General features: G+C 65.9%; 17 protein-coding genes and 2 tRNA genes. 5 read left to right on the plus strand and 14 right to left on the minus strand.

Annotation, left to right across the window (positions count from 1 at the left end; genetic code table 11):
• Positions 1 to 8 precede the first annotated feature (8 nt).
• From ABDC78_RS17400 to ABDC78_RS17440, 9 genes are all read right to left on the minus strand, one after another.
• Positions 9 to 347 (minus strand): hypothetical protein, encoded by a 339-nt coding sequence (locus tag ABDC78_RS17400; protein ID WP_178359909.1) that lies wholly within the window; start codon positions 345 to 347, stop codon positions 9 to 11.
• Positions 348 to 417: 70 nt separating this feature from the next.
• Positions 418 to 876, minus strand: a complete 459-nt coding sequence (locus ABDC78_RS17405; RefSeq protein WP_178359908.1) for a hypothetical protein — start codon at positions 874 to 876, stop codon at positions 418 to 420.
• Entirely contained in the window at positions 873 to 1,058 is a 186-nt protein-coding gene (locus ABDC78_RS17410; RefSeq protein ID WP_347133119.1) for a helix-turn-helix domain-containing protein, read from the minus strand. The genes ABDC78_RS17405 and ABDC78_RS17410 overlap by 4 nt, the downstream gene beginning before the upstream one ends.
• A 497-nt stretch (positions 1,059 to 1,555) precedes the next feature.
• Positions 1,556 to 1,629, minus strand: a tRNA-Ile gene (locus ABDC78_RS17415).
• A gap of 40 nt (positions 1,630 to 1,669) precedes the next feature.
• The gene (locus ABDC78_RS17420) at positions 1,670 to 2,512 is read right to left on the minus strand and encodes a carboxymuconolactone decarboxylase family protein (RefSeq protein WP_178359906.1); all 843 of its coding nucleotides are present in this window, start codon (positions 2,510 to 2,512) and stop codon (positions 1,670 to 1,672) included.
• Positions 2,513 to 2,519: 7 nt separating this feature from the next.
• Entirely contained in the window at positions 2,520 to 3,893 is a 1,374-nt protein-coding gene (locus tag ABDC78_RS17425) for a metallopeptidase TldD-related protein (RefSeq protein ID WP_178359905.1), read from the minus strand.
• A 2-nt stretch (positions 3,894 to 3,895) separates the two neighbouring features.
• On the minus strand, positions 3,896 to 5,413 hold the full coding sequence (locus tag ABDC78_RS17430; RefSeq protein WP_178359904.1) for a TldD/PmbA family protein: 1,518 nt from the start codon (positions 5,411 to 5,413) through the stop codon (positions 3,896 to 3,898).
• Positions 5,414 to 5,442: 29 nt separating this feature from the next.
• Positions 5,443 to 6,291 (minus strand): energy-coupling factor transporter transmembrane protein EcfT, encoded by an 849-nt coding sequence (locus ABDC78_RS17435; protein ID WP_178359903.1) that lies wholly within the window; start codon positions 6,289 to 6,291, stop codon positions 5,443 to 5,445.
• The gene (locus ABDC78_RS17440; protein WP_178359902.1) at positions 6,288 to 8,339 is read right to left on the minus strand and encodes an ATP-binding cassette domain-containing protein; all 2,052 of its coding nucleotides are present in this window, start codon (positions 8,337 to 8,339) and stop codon (positions 6,288 to 6,290) included. Before ABDC78_RS17440 ends, ABDC78_RS17435 begins: the two co-directional genes overlap by 4 nt.
• A gap of 104 nt (positions 8,340 to 8,443) precedes the next feature.
• Here ABDC78_RS17440 and ABDC78_RS17445 point away from each other — a divergent pair, with 104 nt between their 5' ends.
• Both ABDC78_RS17445 and ABDC78_RS17450 read left to right on the plus strand, forming a co-directional pair.
• Positions 8,444 to 8,884 carry a MarR family transcriptional regulator gene (locus tag ABDC78_RS17445; RefSeq protein WP_178359901.1) on the plus strand — a complete coding sequence of 147 codons (441 nt, stop codon included), beginning with the start codon at positions 8,444 to 8,446 and terminating at the stop codon, positions 8,882 to 8,884.
• A 38-nt stretch (positions 8,885 to 8,922) separates the two neighbouring features.
• On the plus strand, positions 8,923 to 10,134 hold the full coding sequence (locus ABDC78_RS17450) for an MFS transporter (protein WP_178360296.1): 1,212 nt from the start codon (positions 8,923 to 8,925) through the stop codon (positions 10,132 to 10,134).
• A gap of 2 nt (positions 10,135 to 10,136) precedes the next feature.
• Here ABDC78_RS17450 and ABDC78_RS17455 read toward each other — a convergent pair whose 3' ends face one another.
• A complete protein-coding gene (locus ABDC78_RS17455) occupies positions 10,137 to 10,871 on the minus strand; it encodes a VIT1/CCC1 transporter family protein (RefSeq protein WP_178359900.1) in 735 nt (244 codons plus the stop codon).
• Positions 10,872 to 10,973: 102 nt separating this feature from the next.
• Here ABDC78_RS17455 and ABDC78_RS17460 point away from each other — a divergent pair, with 102 nt between their 5' ends.
• Complete coding sequence (locus tag ABDC78_RS17460; protein ID WP_178359899.1) at positions 10,974 to 12,935, plus strand: acyl-CoA dehydrogenase; 1,962 nt, start codon at positions 10,974 to 10,976, stop codon at positions 12,933 to 12,935.
• Here the strand turns inward: ABDC78_RS17460 and ABDC78_RS17465 are convergent, their stop codons facing one another.
• Positions 12,936 to 13,409: an LppP/LprE family lipoprotein gene (locus ABDC78_RS17465; RefSeq protein WP_178359898.1), complete on the minus strand. Its 474-nt coding sequence runs from the start codon at positions 13,407 to 13,409 to the stop codon at positions 12,936 to 12,938.
• An 85-nt stretch (positions 13,410 to 13,494) separates the two neighbouring features.
• Here ABDC78_RS17465 and ABDC78_RS17470 point away from each other — a divergent pair, with 85 nt between their 5' ends.
• On the plus strand, positions 13,495 to 14,553 hold the full coding sequence (locus ABDC78_RS17470; RefSeq protein ID WP_178359897.1) for a hypothetical protein: 1,059 nt from the start codon (positions 13,495 to 13,497) through the stop codon (positions 14,551 to 14,553).
• Here ABDC78_RS17470 and ABDC78_RS17475 read toward each other — a convergent pair.
• Together ABDC78_RS17475 and ABDC78_RS17480 are read right to left on the minus strand one after the other, a co-directional pair.
• On the minus strand, positions 14,550 to 14,792 hold the full coding sequence (locus ABDC78_RS17475) for a hypothetical protein (protein ID WP_178359896.1): 243 nt from the start codon (positions 14,790 to 14,792) through the stop codon (positions 14,550 to 14,552). The genes ABDC78_RS17470 and ABDC78_RS17475 overlap by 4 nt on opposite strands.
• A 315-nt stretch (positions 14,793 to 15,107) precedes the next feature.
• Positions 15,108 to 15,183: transfer RNA gene (locus tag ABDC78_RS17480), tRNA-Asn, on the minus strand.
• A 156-nt stretch (positions 15,184 to 15,339) separates the two neighbouring features.
• Between ABDC78_RS17480 and ABDC78_RS17485 the strand changes: the two genes are divergently transcribed.
• Positions 15,340 to 15,594 (plus strand): hypothetical protein, encoded by a 255-nt coding sequence (locus ABDC78_RS17485; RefSeq protein ID WP_178359895.1) that lies wholly within the window; start codon positions 15,340 to 15,342, stop codon positions 15,592 to 15,594.
• On the opposite strand, the gene ABDC78_RS17490 is transcribed toward ABDC78_RS17485, so the two are convergent.
• The gene (locus ABDC78_RS17490) at positions 15,591 to 15,836 is read right to left on the minus strand and encodes a hypothetical protein (protein WP_347133120.1); all 246 of its coding nucleotides are present in this window, start codon (positions 15,834 to 15,836) and stop codon (positions 15,591 to 15,593) included. The two genes, ABDC78_RS17485 and ABDC78_RS17490, sit on opposite strands and share 4 nt — an antisense overlap.
• Positions 15,837 to 15,853: the final 17 nt, after the last annotated feature.

Raw genomic sequence — 15,853 nt, forward strand, 5'->3', positions numbered from 1 at the left:
CATACCTGTCAACCGTAAAGTTGGCGGTCCCGATCTTGCTGCGTCTCAAAGGTTGTCGTAGCTTTCTTTACTAATTCGGCATCAACATCAGGATAAGATTCCGCAACTTTGCTAACCGCCTGAAATACTTGTGGTGCCAGCATCAATGAAAGTCTGGGCCATTCGCCAAGTTCCACAGCGTTTTTCAACGAGAAATTGAAGCGTTCCCTTGCTTTCGCTTCCGTGGTCTCGGGTATTTCATCCCACGAAGTCATTTCAGACACCCTTTCGCCGCTCGCACTCAATTCTACCTGATTATTCGGCAGTGCTGTTCGACTCAGCATCGCCCGGGCGGTGGGGTTATTCAAGCACGCAAGAGTGCCAGTCGCAGAATTGAACTGCGAACCCAAAGAGGGTAACCATTCTGGCTGATAGTTGTCAGTTTCGTTCGGCGAAATCTATCGCTGCCTTCATATAGCCGATGTCTGCGATATCGTAGTATTTCTGCCCGTCGCTGTGTTCTTCGGGTTCATACCCCTTCGAACGTGCGTGCGCTTCAAATTGCGTACTACACATCCCGAGATATCTCGCTGCGTTATCCAGCCCTATGTAATCGGGCACTACCGTCGATCCCGGTAATAAATCGCGAATCTCTCGCACATCGCAACTTAAGGATTCCGCACAAAGCATCCTGGCGGCACTTGCCAAGAGCATCAAATTATGGCCGACTTCACTGTCTGCCACACGGTCCTGCAGCACATAGCTGCCTAGCATTGTAAGTTGGTCACTCAAATATCGTACTTCATTAGCCAGAAGCCCTAGCCGATCTAGCGTTGCATCTGCCACCTCTGCCATGTGCTCTTCGGGCGTGCGGCTACAACCATCGTTGCTATTCATGCGCGTATTCCTTGATACTCAATTGGTGTCGCAAAGTTGTCAACTTCCGCCTGGTCGACCTTGATGAGTCGACCGACTTGATACCCCTTAATTTTTCCCTCAGCGATGAACGTTCGAACAGTATTTGGCGAGACGTTCAATTGATGAGCAGCTTTCGTAGTAGAAACGAGTTTTCGGTTCACTGATGGCCTTTCGTCGCACAAATGAATAACAGGACTGCCCTTTACTCACCTGGCGCTCTCGGACTAGCACCCTTTGAAGAATTCGCTAAGGCGACTGACGATGGTGAATTTCAGCCAGGCTAGCGAGAAACCGACTCGCATTGCGGAACCTTCGCTATCGAATCTAGTTGGATGCACAAATATGGTCAACCATCACATTTGTTTCCTATTTCGTGAAATGGTCGACCTGCGCCAAATCGTTCTCCAGAGAGCGATTTGGCAACCAGCCCGCTGCAGCTACCCCGGCCAGCCGCGTACATGGCTCTACGGCGATCTGAGCGGCCCGTCTGCACGTCCTCCCGGCACCCGCCGGGGCGGGGGTGCGAAGTTTGTTAGCTGGATGCCAATCCATCTGCGCCCACGTTATTGCGTAAGGCTTGCGTAATTTTGAGTCCTTTTTGCGCGAGGGCGAGGCAACACAACCGGAGGAAACGCCAATCTAGCTGGGCTTTCGTTTGTGGGGCGGGCGGGGCTCGAACCCGCGACCAAGGGATTATGAGTCCCCGGCTCTGACCAACTGAGCTACCGCCCCCGTCGCGACGTGCGCGGCACCCATGGTCGCACACGACAACCTAGGCGAATATCGTCTGCCCCGCCTCGTCGATCTCGTAGGTCTCGGTTCCCTCGGTGACCCGTGGCGTATCCGCGGCCAGCGACACCGCGATCTTGTTCGCCGCATTACGCATCACATCGAGAGTGAGCTCGAAAGACTGCTTCTGCGAGAAGTGTTTCCGCACGCCCGCGGCGACCTCCGGGCTGATCTGCGACGGTGACCAGATCAGCGCATCGACATAACGCAACGCCGCCTTGTGGGCGTCGGTCAGCCCGTCGGCGTTCTCGTAATCCTCGATCTGGCGATAGATGTCCTCTGACCCGCCCGCGTCGAGCGCATGGGTTTCGCGCAGAGACTTACACAGCCGGCAGTTGTGCGCCTCGGCCCCGCGGAGCCGCACGACCTCCGTCGTCACCGGGTCGAGGTCGCGCATCCGTGCCACCGCGGGCACAAAACCGTTCAGCAGGACATCCACCGGATCAGTGTCGTGATCCCACTGCACCTCGGTCATCCGGCCCGGGTGACCGAGATCAAGCGCCTCACAGCCGGCCCAGACACGCGGCACGAAGTCGGCGATGAAGATCGTGACCACTGTTCGGAAAGCGTTGGCGCCGGCGGTCTCCAGGAACCGTGCCCGCTGGTTGTCGCCGATGCCGGCCACGTCGACCGCGAATTGCTCGGTGAACGCCGCCAGAACGGACTGTTCCTCGGAGCCACTATCGGGAAGCTCAGCCGAGGCCGGCAGCGGCATCAACGACAGCGCCCGCCCGCACATCAACCGGATCACGGCGTCGGCGCCGCTGTCCCCCGACGACAGCGCAACGAGTCCGGCCAGCCTCTCGGGCATCGTCATGTCGGTCACCACCGGATTATTGCGCCTGACTGACCGACGACATGTGAAAGTCGGGGATTCGCAACGACGGCATCTGTGCGCGTGTCGCCCAGTCGCCCCACTCCCGCGGCAGGGTGACCTCGCTGACGCCGGCCTGGGTCGCGCGACGCATCAGGTCCAGCGGGCTCTCGTTGAAGCGGAAGTTGTTCACCGCGGCGGTGACGTCGCCGTCTTCGATCAGGTACACCCCGTCCCGCGTAAGGCCGGTCAGCAGCAGCACCGACGGGTCGACCTCGCGGATGTACCACATCGTGGTCAGCAACAGTCCGCGCTCGGTGGCGGCGATCATCTCCTGCAGGCTCTCCGAACCACCGGTCATCAGCATGTTGTCGGCACCGACGGCCACCGGCGCGTCGAACTCCGCGGCCGCCGACCTCGGATAGGCCAATGCGTTGACGACGCCGTCGCGGATCCAATCCACCCGATCGATCGTCATCCCGTTGTCGAACACCGAGGCCCGCTCCGAGGACGTCGACGTCGCGACAAACGGAGCGCATTCCAGCCCGGCGGCCCCCGGATCGGAGTACAGAGTCAGTGGCAGCGAGGTCAGTCGCTCTCCCACCCGCGTCCCACCACCGGGTGCCGCCAGCGCTGTGCGTCCCTCCTGAGCGCCTCGCCCACCCATCGTCCACGCCAGGTAGATCATCATGTCCGCCACCGTGGACGGCGGCATGATCGTCTCGTAGCGTCCCGCCGGCAGCTCGATGATCCGTCGCGACCAGGACAGGCGGGTCGCGAGCTCCTCGAGCATCGAATCTGTTGGTACATCGGTGAAATCAGGTGTGCTGATGCCCGCCCACGCGCTGGCGCCGGCCCGCTTGGCGTTGATTTCGACTGATCCGGTGGGCTGGGTGAATCGCCTGCGCAGACCACCGGAGGTCGCGACGAACGTCGTCTCGACGACGTGGCGCGCGTAGCCGAACAGGGTGTCGTCGCCTCGGAATCCCCGTGCCAGACTCCCGGCCACATCGAGGAAGACCTCGGCGCCGGTGCCGGGGACCGGCGGGCCCCAGTCGTGCGGGGCGTCACCACCGGGAAGGGGCGGCGCGGTGTCCCTGGCCTGCGGCGCGGACGCCGCGGCCGACTGGGAGGCCTCCACCAGATCGGTGATGACGGTCGGGTTGACCGAACTCGAACGAACCGACCCGACGTGCGCGTTGTCACCTTGGCGCACAATGGAAATGATCGTGGTGGTGCGACTTGTCGACTCACCGTTGGTGGTCATGGTGTTGTTGGCCCAGCGCAACGACGCGTCGACGCGGTCGGTGACCAGCACGATGGTCTCGTCGGCGCGGCCCAGTCGGTGGGCTTCGGCCAGCGCGACGTCGACAACCTGCTGTGCGTTGATCATCGCTACCGCCCGCCCTCTTCGCGTGTGTTGAGCACGCTGATGCCGCGGAACAGCGCCGACGGGCAGCCGTGACTCACTGCGGCGACCTGACCGGGCTGGGCCTTGCCGCAGTTGAATGCGCCTCCCAGCCGCCAGGTCGACTGTCCCCCGACTGCTTCCATCGCTCCCCAGAAGTCCGTGGTGGTCGCCTGGTAAGCGACGTCGCGCACCTGACCGTCGAGCTTGCCGTCGCGAATCCGGAAGAACCGCTGGCCGGTGAACTGGAAGTTGTAGCGCTGCATGTCGATCGACCAGCTCTTGTCTCCGACGATGTAGAGCCCGTCGGTGACCCGCGCGATCAGGTCCGCAGTGCTCACGTCGTCGGGACCCGGTTGCAGCGACACGTTGGGCATCCGCTGGATGGGTACGTGATGGGCGGAGTCGGCGTAGGAGCAGCCGTTGGAGCGCGACACCCCCAATCGTGGCGCGAACACCCGGTCGAGCTGATACCCGACGAACGTGCCGTCGCGGACCAGATCCCAGCGCTGCGAACGCACCCCCTCGTCGTCGAAACCCACAGTGGCCAGCCCATGCTCGACGGTCCGGTCGGCGGTCACCATCATCACCGGCGACCCGTATTTCATCGAGCCCAGCTTGTCCGGAGTCGCGAACGACGTTCCGGCATAGGCCGCTTCGTACCCGATGGCCCGGTCGTACTCGGTGGCATGACCGATCGACTCGTGGATCGTCAGCCACAGGTTGGTGGGGTCGATCACCAGATCGGTCGGGCCGGCCTCCACACTGGGCGCCTTGGCCTTCTCCGCCAGCAGCGCCGGCAGCTGCGCCAGCTCGCCGGTCCAGTCCCACACCTCGTCGCCCGCAACCGCTTCCCAGCCCCGCGCAGTCGGCGGAGCCAACGTGCTCATGGTGTCGAACATCCCGGCAGCCGGGTCGACGGTGACGGCCTCGAGCTTCGGTAGCACCCGTACCCGCTGCTGGGTGATCGACGAACCGAAGGTGTCGGCATAGAACGTCTGCTCCTTGGCGGTGTGCAGCCACGCCGACACGTGATCGATTCCGTCGGAGGCCAGCAGGCGACCCGAGTAGTCCTCCAGCACTGCGACCTTGTCTTCGGCGGCGACGTCGAACGGGTCGATGCGGTAGTCCGATACCCAGGTCACGTCGCGGTACACCGGTTCGGCGGCGAGTTCGATGCGTTCGGCGTTCAGGGCGGCCAACGTCTTCGCCACCTTCACCGCTCGTCGCGCCGTGTCCGCCGCTGCCGCGGTGTCGAGTTCGGCGTGCGAGGCGAAGCCCCAGGTGCCGTCGACGATGACCCGCACCGCCATCCCGATCTCGTGGTCGACGACCGCGGTCTCCAGCGCGCCGTCGCGCAGCTGCACGGTCTCGGTCGTGATGGCGTGGATGCGTAGGTCGGCGTAGCTCGCGCCGGTCTGCACCGCCGTGGTCAACCCCGCATCGGCCAACTCGTGGCGTGGCAGCGCAAGGAAGTCGGCATCGATCTGTCGGGACCCTGTCACCCGGACCACCGTAGCGGCTGCCTCAGGGGTCAGCGGCGGGTCCCGCTGGTACCGAGCACCGTCAGCTCCAGCGCCAGCGCTGCCCCGCACACGACGACGACCACAGCGAATGCCACCCAGTCCCGCCGTTTGGGCCGCGTGGGGGCCGCCGAGATCTGCCCGGCGCCGCCTCGCGCGGTGATCGCGTCGCCCATCTCGTCGGCGCGGCGCAGTGCGACGGTGATCGCCGCGGCCAGCAGGTCGATCAACTCGGACGCCCAGTGGCGCCACCTGCCGCCCCTGGTCGTGTCGACGTCCTTGGGCCGCAGCTGTCTCGCCGCGTAGAGCACCCGGAATTCGTCGAACAGCATCGGAAATGCCCTCAGCGCCAACGACAGCGTCACGGCCCATTCGGCGACCGGCACCCGCAACGGGCGCAGCGGACGGCCCAGAGTGGCGACAGCGGGCGCCACCTCGGCGACGTTGGTGGTCCACGACACCATCGCGCCGAGCCCGAGCAGCACGATCGACAGCGCGGTGATGCGCAGGAAGTTGAGGAGTCCACCCAGGCCCAGGTCGATCGAACCGAGAGGAATGATCGGGCTGCCCCCGGCGAACGTCGCGGTGAGCGCGCCGAGCGCGAGCAACACCCACAGGAAGCGGGGCACCGTCGGTAGGACACCGCGCGGAATGTGGGCGAGCCTGGCCGCCACGAGGATCAGCACAGCGACCGCACCGATCGGCACCCAACCGGGGTAGAACGTCAGCAGCACACCGATTCCCGCGACGATGAGCAGCTTCGAGCCGGCCCACAGATCGTGGATGACGGTCTTGCCGGGCACCGGTCGCAGCAGCACGACCTGCCGACGCTGCTTACGTGGTGCCGCTGCATCCGTCATGACATCTCTCCGGCCGCCGTCGGCGCCGAGGCCAGCACGCCGTCGCGCAGGTGCAGCGTTCGCGGGCACAACTCCTCCAGACCCATGAAGTCATGGGAGATCACCACCACGGTCAGCCCGTTGCGGCGGCGTAGGTCGATCAGCAGTCGCAGCAGGCCCCGCTGGGAAGCCGCATCGAGGCCGGCCAACGGTTCGTCGAGGATGAGTGCACGCGGTGAACGGGCCAGGAGCCCGGCCAGCACCACGCGCCGCATCTGTCCGCCGCTGAGTTCGTCGACTCGCCGGGACGCCATCGTCGGGTCGAGCCCCACGGTGTGCAGCGCCTCGGTCACCTTCGCCTGGTCGTAGATCGAGAACCCCGCCGACGAGGCGATCTCCAGCGCGACGTGGCTGCGCATCAACTGCAGTCGCGCCGCCTGGAATGAGATCGCCACGGCGCCAACCTGATCCGACACCGGTTTGCCGTCGAGCAGACAGGTGCCCGCAGTGGGGACGGTCAGCCCGGCCATGATCCAGGCGAGCGTGGACTTGCCGGATCCGTTCAGTCCGTGGATCAGCACGCCGTCGCCGGCGTGTACCGCGAAGTCGATGTCGCTCAGTGCGCTCTTGGCCCAGGGGGTTCCGCTGCCGTACTCGTGGCTGACACCGTTCAGTTCGAGGACGGGGGCGCCACGCGGTGCGCCGACCGCGGTGTTGGCGGTCGGCGCCTCGGCCGTTTCGACCATGTCGGTGTTGTCGCCGTCTGGCCATCCGTTGCCCGTCAGGTTGACGGTGCGGTCGGCCGCGTCGGCTTCGTCGTTGTAGTGGGTGATGTGTACCAGCGATGTGCGGTGCCGCTTGGTCAACCCCGACAGCATCGACATCAGGCCCTCACGGCCTTCCTGGTCGACCATGCTGGTGACCTCATCGGCGATCAGCAGCGACGGCTCGCGGGCCAGCGCCGCGGCCACCGCCAGCCGCTGCAGCTCGCCACCGGAGAGTCCGCCGGTGTCGCGCTCCGCCAGACCGTCGAGTCCCACTTCGGAGAGCAGTTGGGCGACATCGGTCGCCGTGCCGGGCGGCAGGCCCCAGACGACGTCGTCGGCGACCCGGGTGCCCAGCACCTGACTTTCGGGGTGCTGCATGACGACCGCGGTGCCGCCGAGCTTGCCCAAACCGACCGCTCCGGGACGTTCCACGGTTCCGGCGGTCGCTTCACGACCCGAGAGCACCAGCATCAGGGTCGTCTTGCCGGAGCCGTTGGCGCCGGTCACCGCAACGTGTTCACCGGGGTCCACCGACAGCGAGACGGGGCCCAGTGCGTCACGATCGGACCTCGGGTAGCGGAACCGCACATCACTGAGTTGAAGCGGAACCGGTGCGATCGGGCCCACGTCGTTCGACGACTCCAGCTTGTGTACGTCGGGAACTCCCATGAGACGCGTCAGCACCCGCGACAGTGCCCACCACCCCACCAGACTGACGAACGTGATGCTCATCACCCCGGCGGCGAAGAACAGCAGGGGCCAGTAATCGAGCGCCGTCGCGAAGTCCTGCTTGAGTCGCTCCGCGATGCCCTCCATACCCGGCACGCGGGCCAGGACCGCGGCCAGTCCGGTGATGTTGGCGGTCACGGATTCGAAGATCAGATTGCGCAATCGGCTCAGCACGGTCAGCGCCACCACGATGGCCACCCCGGACAGCGCGCCCGCCACCAGGGCCGAGACGACGACGGTCGGGGTGCCGCGGCCGCGGCGCTTGACGATGCCGGTCAGGCCTCCGATGTAAGCGCAGTTGAGAACGGTCGTGAACCCGCCCATGCCGGCGATGAGGAAGGCGACCAGACCGCCCGCGATCGTCGCGGCGATCAGCACCCGCAGGCGGTACCGGTAGGCGAGCAGACCCATCGGTACGGTGCCCAGCAGGGACAGCCCCGCAGCGAACGGAACCACCACCGCGATGATGGCGGTGGCCGCACACAACGCCGCCATCACGGCCGCCTGGGCGAGTTCGACCGGTTGGAGCGGACCCGTCCGACGAGGGGTGCTCTCCGGGCCGGCCGAGGTCATTTCTCGATTCTGCCAGTCGCGCGGGCACCGACCCGCCCGCCGGGTACCGTCCGGGCTGCGACTCCAGTTGATATGCATAGTGAGCCTATGTAAATATGGGCGTCATGTCTTCCACGCTCGGCGCCGACCTGCTCGCAGTCGTAGCCCGGATCAACCGGCTGGCCAATCAACGAGTCCGGATGCCCGTCCCCTTCGCCCAGGCCCGCCTGCTGTCCACGATCGAGGACCGGGGCGAAGCGCGGATCTCGGACCTTGCCGCCCTCGACTTGTGTTCCCAGCCGACGATGACCACCCAGGTCCGTCGCCTCGAGGATGCCGGCATGGTCACCCGCACCCCTGACCCACAGGATGCGCGCGCCGTGCTGATCCGCATCACCGCCGACGGTGTCGCGGCGCTGCGGCAGGCCCGGATCGATCGCGGGGCCGCCGTCGATCCGTACCTCGAGCGGCTCAGCGACGCGGACCGCCAGTGCCTCACCGAGGCCGTCGTCGTGCTTCGCCGGTTGATCGAGGACGCCTCGGCGCCGACCAAGACCCCCCGCTGAGCTGAAAGGAGCGCACGCAGATGTCTGACCACACGCAGATGTGGCGCCAACCCAAGGCCGTCTGGGCCGTTGCATTCGCCTCGGTCGTCGCATTCATGGGAATCGGCCTCGTCGACCCGATACTCAAACCGATCGCCGACAACCTGAACGCGTCGCCGTCGCAGGTTTCGCTGCTGTTCACCAGCTACATGGCGGTCATGGGCGTGGCGATGCTCATCACCGGAGTGGTGTCCAGCCGGATCGGCCCGAAACGCACGCTGCTACTCGGCCTGGTGATCATCATCGCCGGTGCCGGCCTGGCCGGAATGAGCGACACCATCGCCCAGATCGTCGGCTGGCGCGCCCTGTGGGGCCTGGGCAACGCTCTGTTCATCGCGACCGCGCTGGCCACCATCGTCAACTCGGCACGTGGTTCGGTGGGGCAGGCGATCATCCTGTACGAAGCAGCTCTCGGTCTGGGCATCGCGGTGGGACCCCTCGTCGGCGGACTGCTCGGTTCGATCTCCTGGCGCGGACCGTTCTTCGGGGTCTCGGCGCTCATGGCGGTCGCGGTCGTCGTCACCGCGTTGCTGCTGCCCGCCACCCCCCGAGCCGCCAAGGCGACCTCGCTGGCCGACCCGTTCCGCGCACTGGCCCACCGAGGTCTGTTCGGTGTCGCGATCACCGCTCTGCTCTACAACTTCGGCTTCTTCACCCTGTTGGCGTTCACCCCGTTTCCGCTCGACATGAGCGCCTACGGGATCGGCCTGGTCTTCTTCGGCTGGGGACTCGCGCTGGCGTTCACATCGGTGTTCGTCGCCCCTCGGCTGCAGCGCCGCTTCGGCACCATCCGCACTCTGGTGGTCAACCTGCTGCTGATGACGGCCACGCTGGCAGTGATGGCGGTGTGGACCGACCACAAGGCGGTGCTCGCCGGTTGCGTGGTGGTCGCCGGTCTCTTCATCGGTGTCAACAACACGCTGATCACCGAGACCGTGATGAAAGCGTCCCCGGTCGAACGCGGGGTGGCCTCAGCGGCATACAGCTTCGTGCGGTTCGGCGGCGCCGCCGTGGCCCCGTGGCTCGCCGGGGTGCTCGGCGAGCAGATCAACGCACACGTGCCGTTCTGGGTCGGCGCCGGCGCGGTCCTGCTGGCTGCCATCGTGCTGGCCGCGACTCGCCCGCATCTGCCCGACATCGACGCCGAGGAACCAGAACTCGACGAACTCACCGATCAGGCCAGGGCAGTGACGGTCGGCAACGACAGCTGACGTCAGGTCACCGAGACGCCGATGAGGTATCCGACCAGGTAGGTGATCGCAATCGCCACGGCTCCGAAAAGCAGCTGCCGCAACGATCCCCATACCAGTGACCTGCGGGTGATCCTGGCGGCGGCACCGCCGACGAGGAACAGCCCGACACCGCCGAACGCCAGACCCAGCCACAGCGATTCGTATCCCAGCAGGTACGGGATCAGCGGAATGATCGCGCCGATGGCGAACAGGACGAACGACGAACCCGCCGCCACCCACGGGGAGGGCTTCTCCTGGGGGTCCACCCCGAGTTCCTGGGACAGGTGGAAGTTCAGCGCCCGGTTCTCGTCGCGATGGATCTCATCGGCCGCCTTGGCGGCTGTCTCCGGCGTCATCCCCATCTCGGCGAGCATCGCGACCAACTCGACCTGCTCGCCGTCGGGGTCCCGCTCGAAAGCCTTCCGCTCCACCCGCACCTCGGAGTCGATCTGCTCGTTGGCTGTGGTGACCGACGTGTACTCCCCCAGCGCCATCGAGAACGCGCCCGCCAGCAGTCCGGCCACGCCGCTGATCACGACGGTCTGTGCGCTCGCGCTCGCAGCCACACCGGCGATCAGCGCGGTGTTGCTCACCAAGCCGTCCATGGCGCCGAACGTCGCGGCCCGCAGCCAGCCTCCGGTGACGTTGGCGTGTCGATGATCAGCGAGGTGTGGAGCGCCCGTTGGCGACAACGGCACGCGGGCCGGATCGGTCATGGGGATGATTGAACTCCTGTCCGATCCCGCCGGGGAAGTCAGGATCGCCTGGGTTTGCCACATCACAGTTTGCGACCGCATCCAGACGGCTACCGTCGACATATGACCACCACAGCGGATCACCTACGCAACGCCCTCGACGGACGCTGGCGTGATGTCAAGAATGCCGTTCGCCAGGAACTCTCGAGCGATGTCTTCAGGCCGCACTACACGCCGAACACCGTGATCGCCCGGACCAAAGTCGCGGAGCAGATGAAGATCATGGCCGCCAGAGGAGCGGCAGAGGACGGCTTCAAGAAGGACCACGGCGGCAACGGTGACGTCGGCGCCGCGGTCACCCAGATCGAGATGCTCGCGATGAGCGACCTGTCGCTGATGGTGAAGGCCGGTGTGCAGTGGGGCCTGTTCGGTGGCGCGATCGAGAACCTGGGCACCGAACGCCACCACCAGGCCTACGTGCAGCGGATCATCAACCTCGACCTGCTGGGCTGCTTCGCGATGACCGAGACCGGACACGGCAGCGACGTGCAGGCACTCGAGACCACCGCCACCTACGATCCGGCCACCAAAGAGTTCGTGATCGACTCCCCCACGCCATCGTCGCGCAAGGACTACATCGGCGGCGCCGCCCAAACCGCCAGGGTCGCAGCCGTCTTCGCCCAGCTGATCACCGACGGCGAGGGGCACGGTGTGCACTGCTTCGTCGTGCCGATCAGGGACGACGAGGGTAACGATCTGCCCGGGGTCACCACGTCGGACTGTCACTACAAGGGCGGGTTGCCCGGGGTCGACAACGGCCGCATCCAGTTCGACCAGGTCCGCATCCCGCGCGAGAACCTGCTCAACAAATACGCCGACGTGGCCGAAGACGGCACCTATTCGTCACCGATCGAGAACGTCGGCCGACGGTTCTTCACCATGCTGGGCACCCTCATCCGCGGCCGCGTCACCGTCGGCGGCAGCGCAGCCGCCGCAGCGCGGGTGGGCCTCGACATCGCGACACGATATGCGCTGGAGCGCAGGCAGTTCGAGGCACCCGGGGCCGAGCAGGAGATCCTGATCATGGACTACCTGGTGCACCAGCGTCGCCTGTTCCCGCTGATCGCGAAGTCCTACGCGTTGCAGTTCGCCCAGAACGAGTTGGTCGCCAAGTGCCATGAACTCCAGACCTCGGACAACCCCGACGCCGAGGAGCAGCGCGAACTGGAGTCCCGCGCGGCCGGATTGAAGGCGGCCAACACCTGGCATGCGACTGCGGCGATCCAGGAGGCCCGCGAAGCGTGCGGCGGCGCGGGTTACCTCGCCGAGAACCGGTTGATCGCGTTGAAGGCCGACACCGACGTGTTCACCACCTTCGAGGGCGACAACCATGTGCTCACGCAGTTGGTCGCCAAAGAACTGCTGACCGCCTACGCCGACGACATCAAGGGCATGAGCCCGGTCGAGTGGGTTCGCTTCGCCGCCAACTTCGCCGGCGAGCGGGTGATGAAACGCACTGCGGCGCAGACGATCATGCAGACGATCCTGGACACCAGACAGGACAACGAGGAAGAGGGCAGCCTCTTCAACCGCGGCACCCAGGTCAAGATGTTCGAGGACCGCGAGGAGTACATGCTGGCTTCGGTGGCCCGGCGCCTACAGGGCAAGTCGAAGGAGGTGAGCGCGTTCGACGCGTTCAACTCCGTCCAGGACCACGTGCTGCACGCCGCCACCGCACACATCGACCGGATCATCCTCGAGGCCTTCGTCGCCGGCATCGACACCTGTGAGGACGACGACGCCCGCGAGATCCTCGGGCTGGTGTGCGACCTGTATGCCCTGTCGGTGATCGAGGACGACAAGGCCTGGTTCGTCGAGCACCGGTTCCTGTCGACCGAGCGCGCCAAGGCCGTCACCCGCGGTATCAACGACCGCTGCCGAAGGTTGCGGCCGCACGCCGAACTCCTCGTGGACGGTTTCGGAATCCCCGAGAACCTGCGTTATGCCGAGATGCTGCACCCGGAGCACATCCCCGATGCCGACGAGCACAAGGAGCAGGACGCCACGAGCGCGGGCGTCATCTGATCAGGGCGGTCCCGGGATCGGATCGAGGACGGTGAGTCTGCCGTCCTCGACCGTGACCCGCGCCGATCCGATGCCGGTCGGGCAGCACGGCTCTTCCTGACCCTGACGCCACTGGTACTGCACGGCCGCGGTGGTGTCACCCTGCGGGATGACGGTGATGTAGGGGCGGGGCTCCGGCGTCGGCGAACCGATGGGTCCGTCCGTGTCGAAGAACAACACCTGTTGCGGGCTGTCGAGCGCTTCTCCGGAGGTCACCACGACCCAGTACAGCCGGCAGTCCGGAGTGTTGCCCCGCGCGGTGTCCCGCCACGCGCCGGGTGGCAGCAGCGCGAACTCCGCGGTGACCGCGTCCGCGGTGGGTCCCGGACCGCAGTCGGCGGTGCTGGTCGGGGCCGGCGCCGACGGGCTCCAACCGCAACCCGCTGCGAGTGCCGCCGATGCCACGAGCGCCACCAGGGAGCGCAGGATTCGCATCCGCCAAGACTACGTTTCCGCACCGAGAGGCAGTCGGGTGCAGTACTTTCTCGGCAAGAGACGAGCCGAACGGCGGGTGGGTTGCGTGCACGAGCAACTGCATTGGCGTGACACCACCTGGTGGGAGTCGCGGATCGACACGGCCGTCGCCATCCCGCAGCCGATCCTGTGCAATCTCCGGATCACTGTGACCCACCACGAACTGAGCACGGCCCTGCGCGCGATCACCGGCGCGGATTCCGGGGCGAACTTCCACACGTGGGCGGTATGGGGGTCCAAGAAGGCCGGCAAAACCATTCGTCGGGAAGACATTCCATATCTCATGCCCGCCGTCGCCACGCTGGGCGCCGGAATCGGAGCGCTGACCTCGCAATTGGCGAGGCCGCGACCGGAGCGCATCACGCCCACCCTGGCGGGTGCCGTTGCCGGCGGATGGGCAGCTTCGGTGCTGACGCGGCGTCTGCTGTCGGACGCCGCGCAACGCATCCTCGAGGGCAACATCACCGTCCTGGACGACATCGGCCGCGCATCGGCTCGGTTCATCGCGGCATTCCACGACCAGGTCGAACCGGATCAGGAGCGGTTGTCGACGTTCCTGGCGACGCTTCGGCCCGGACCGACCGGGGAGGGCGGCCAAGACCTGCTGAAGCGCGCCTTCACGCACTACTACTGTGCCCGGTACGAGCCGGCGCGCGACGCGAAACACGAGCACATGCTGTTGGCGAACTACGCCGCCATCCTGCACGAGCACATCCGCCTGCAGCCCTACATCACCGGCGCGATGCCGGGGCCCATCCGCCGACTGGTGACCGCGCATCTCCTGGAGTTCGCGCTGGGCCCCTATGAGCACGCCGTCGATGAGGATGTCGAGCCGTGGCAGGGGGCGAACTTTCCCGCCACACTGGCCCACCTCGAAAACCCCGACCTGGTCAGCTTTCTGTCCGGCGAGGGCGGGTGGGACCGCACCCCCGACTCGCTGGCGGGCAGCAGGGCGTCGGACTGGTCTCAGATCGGCGACCGGATGAACTTCATCGTCGATCTGTTCCGGTCCCGGCACTTCGACGAGGGACTGTTCAGCGCTCCGTTCACCGAACGCCAGAACCGGGACGTGCTCGCGGGCGTCGTGCCCTGCGCACCGCTCTAGCCGCAGCCTCCGGCCCAGGCGATGGCTCCGCACGCGGTTTCAGCCCTGACGGGCGGGCTGAACGACGCGGTGGCCAACGTCGTCGGATCAGGGGACGGCTCGAGGGTCGCCCCTTCGCCGCCGACGTGGAAGCTGCCGCCTTTCGGGTAGGTGCCCGCCTGCGCGACGTCGACGCCCATTGCACCGAACAGCGCCGCTGCGCCCATCGTCGCGGCAATCAACTTGACCTTGATAGACATGTGTCTCCTCGTTCCGTCCATGGCGAAAACCATTGCGCTACAACATCGGAAGAATCAACGCTGATACCGAACGAAGATTAACGCGGGCTACGCGGCGGTGTTTGCGCTCCACAACCGCTTCCCATCGGGCCCACAGCCGGCCCGAAGGCGGTCCCGCGGACACAATCTTGAGATCCAGTTTCGGAACACCCTGACGCACAAGGGATTTCGCGATCAGAACCCGTGACGGTCCCGACGGGGAAACCCGCGAAGGTGACCGAGCTCACCAGAGCCTCGGTACGACCCACAGCGATCGCCCTCGAGGACGATCGAACGTGGCTCCCCCGGCTGGACTCGAACCAGCAACCCTTCGGTTAACAGCCGAATGCTCTGCCAATTGAGCTACAGGGGATTGCCCTCCCGCGGTGGTTCACTGCGGGCCAGAGAGCACTTTAGCCTACGGCTGCGGCGAGGTGCCAATACGCTCCCGGGAGGGCGCGCACTGCCCGCGGTGAGGCAGGATGGTCACTGAGCACTCTGTCCCGCGAGAGATTTCTGGAGGAGCCCTGTGATCGGGTATGTCGCCGTTCTGGCCGTCGGCTACGTGCTGGGCACCAAGGCGGGTAGACAGCGCTACGAGCAGCTCTCGGGGACGTACAAGGCGGTCACGGGCAGTCCGGCCGCAAAAGCCGTGATCGACGCGGGGCGGCGCAAGATCGCCGACCGGGTGTCTCCCGACCCGTCCATGGTGGAACTGACACCGATCGACTCCGGCACCGATGTCCTCGAGCCGGATCAAACGCTGAAGAAGAAGGCCCGCTAGCCGAAGTCGCGGGTGATGGTGGTGCCGGGCAGCAGCGGACCGGTTTCGAACGGGATTCCGACGCCGATGCCGTCGCCGAACAGGCCGATCTCCGGAGTGCCGACCAGGACGGGCGACCCGTTGGAGTAACCCATGCAGTTGCCGTCCTCTTTGTTGCCGAACCACGCCAGGCAGGCCGGCTGCGCGTTCACCTGCGGAGCGGCATCAACGCTGGTCAGCGACGCATAGAGAGGAACGGCCACAGCTGCTGCCGCAAACG

Origin of the sequence: Mycobacterium sp. DL, assembly GCF_039729195.1 — a bacterium.
Classification (GTDB): Bacteria; Actinomycetota; Actinomycetes; order Mycobacteriales; family Mycobacteriaceae; genus Mycobacterium; species Mycobacterium hippocampi_A.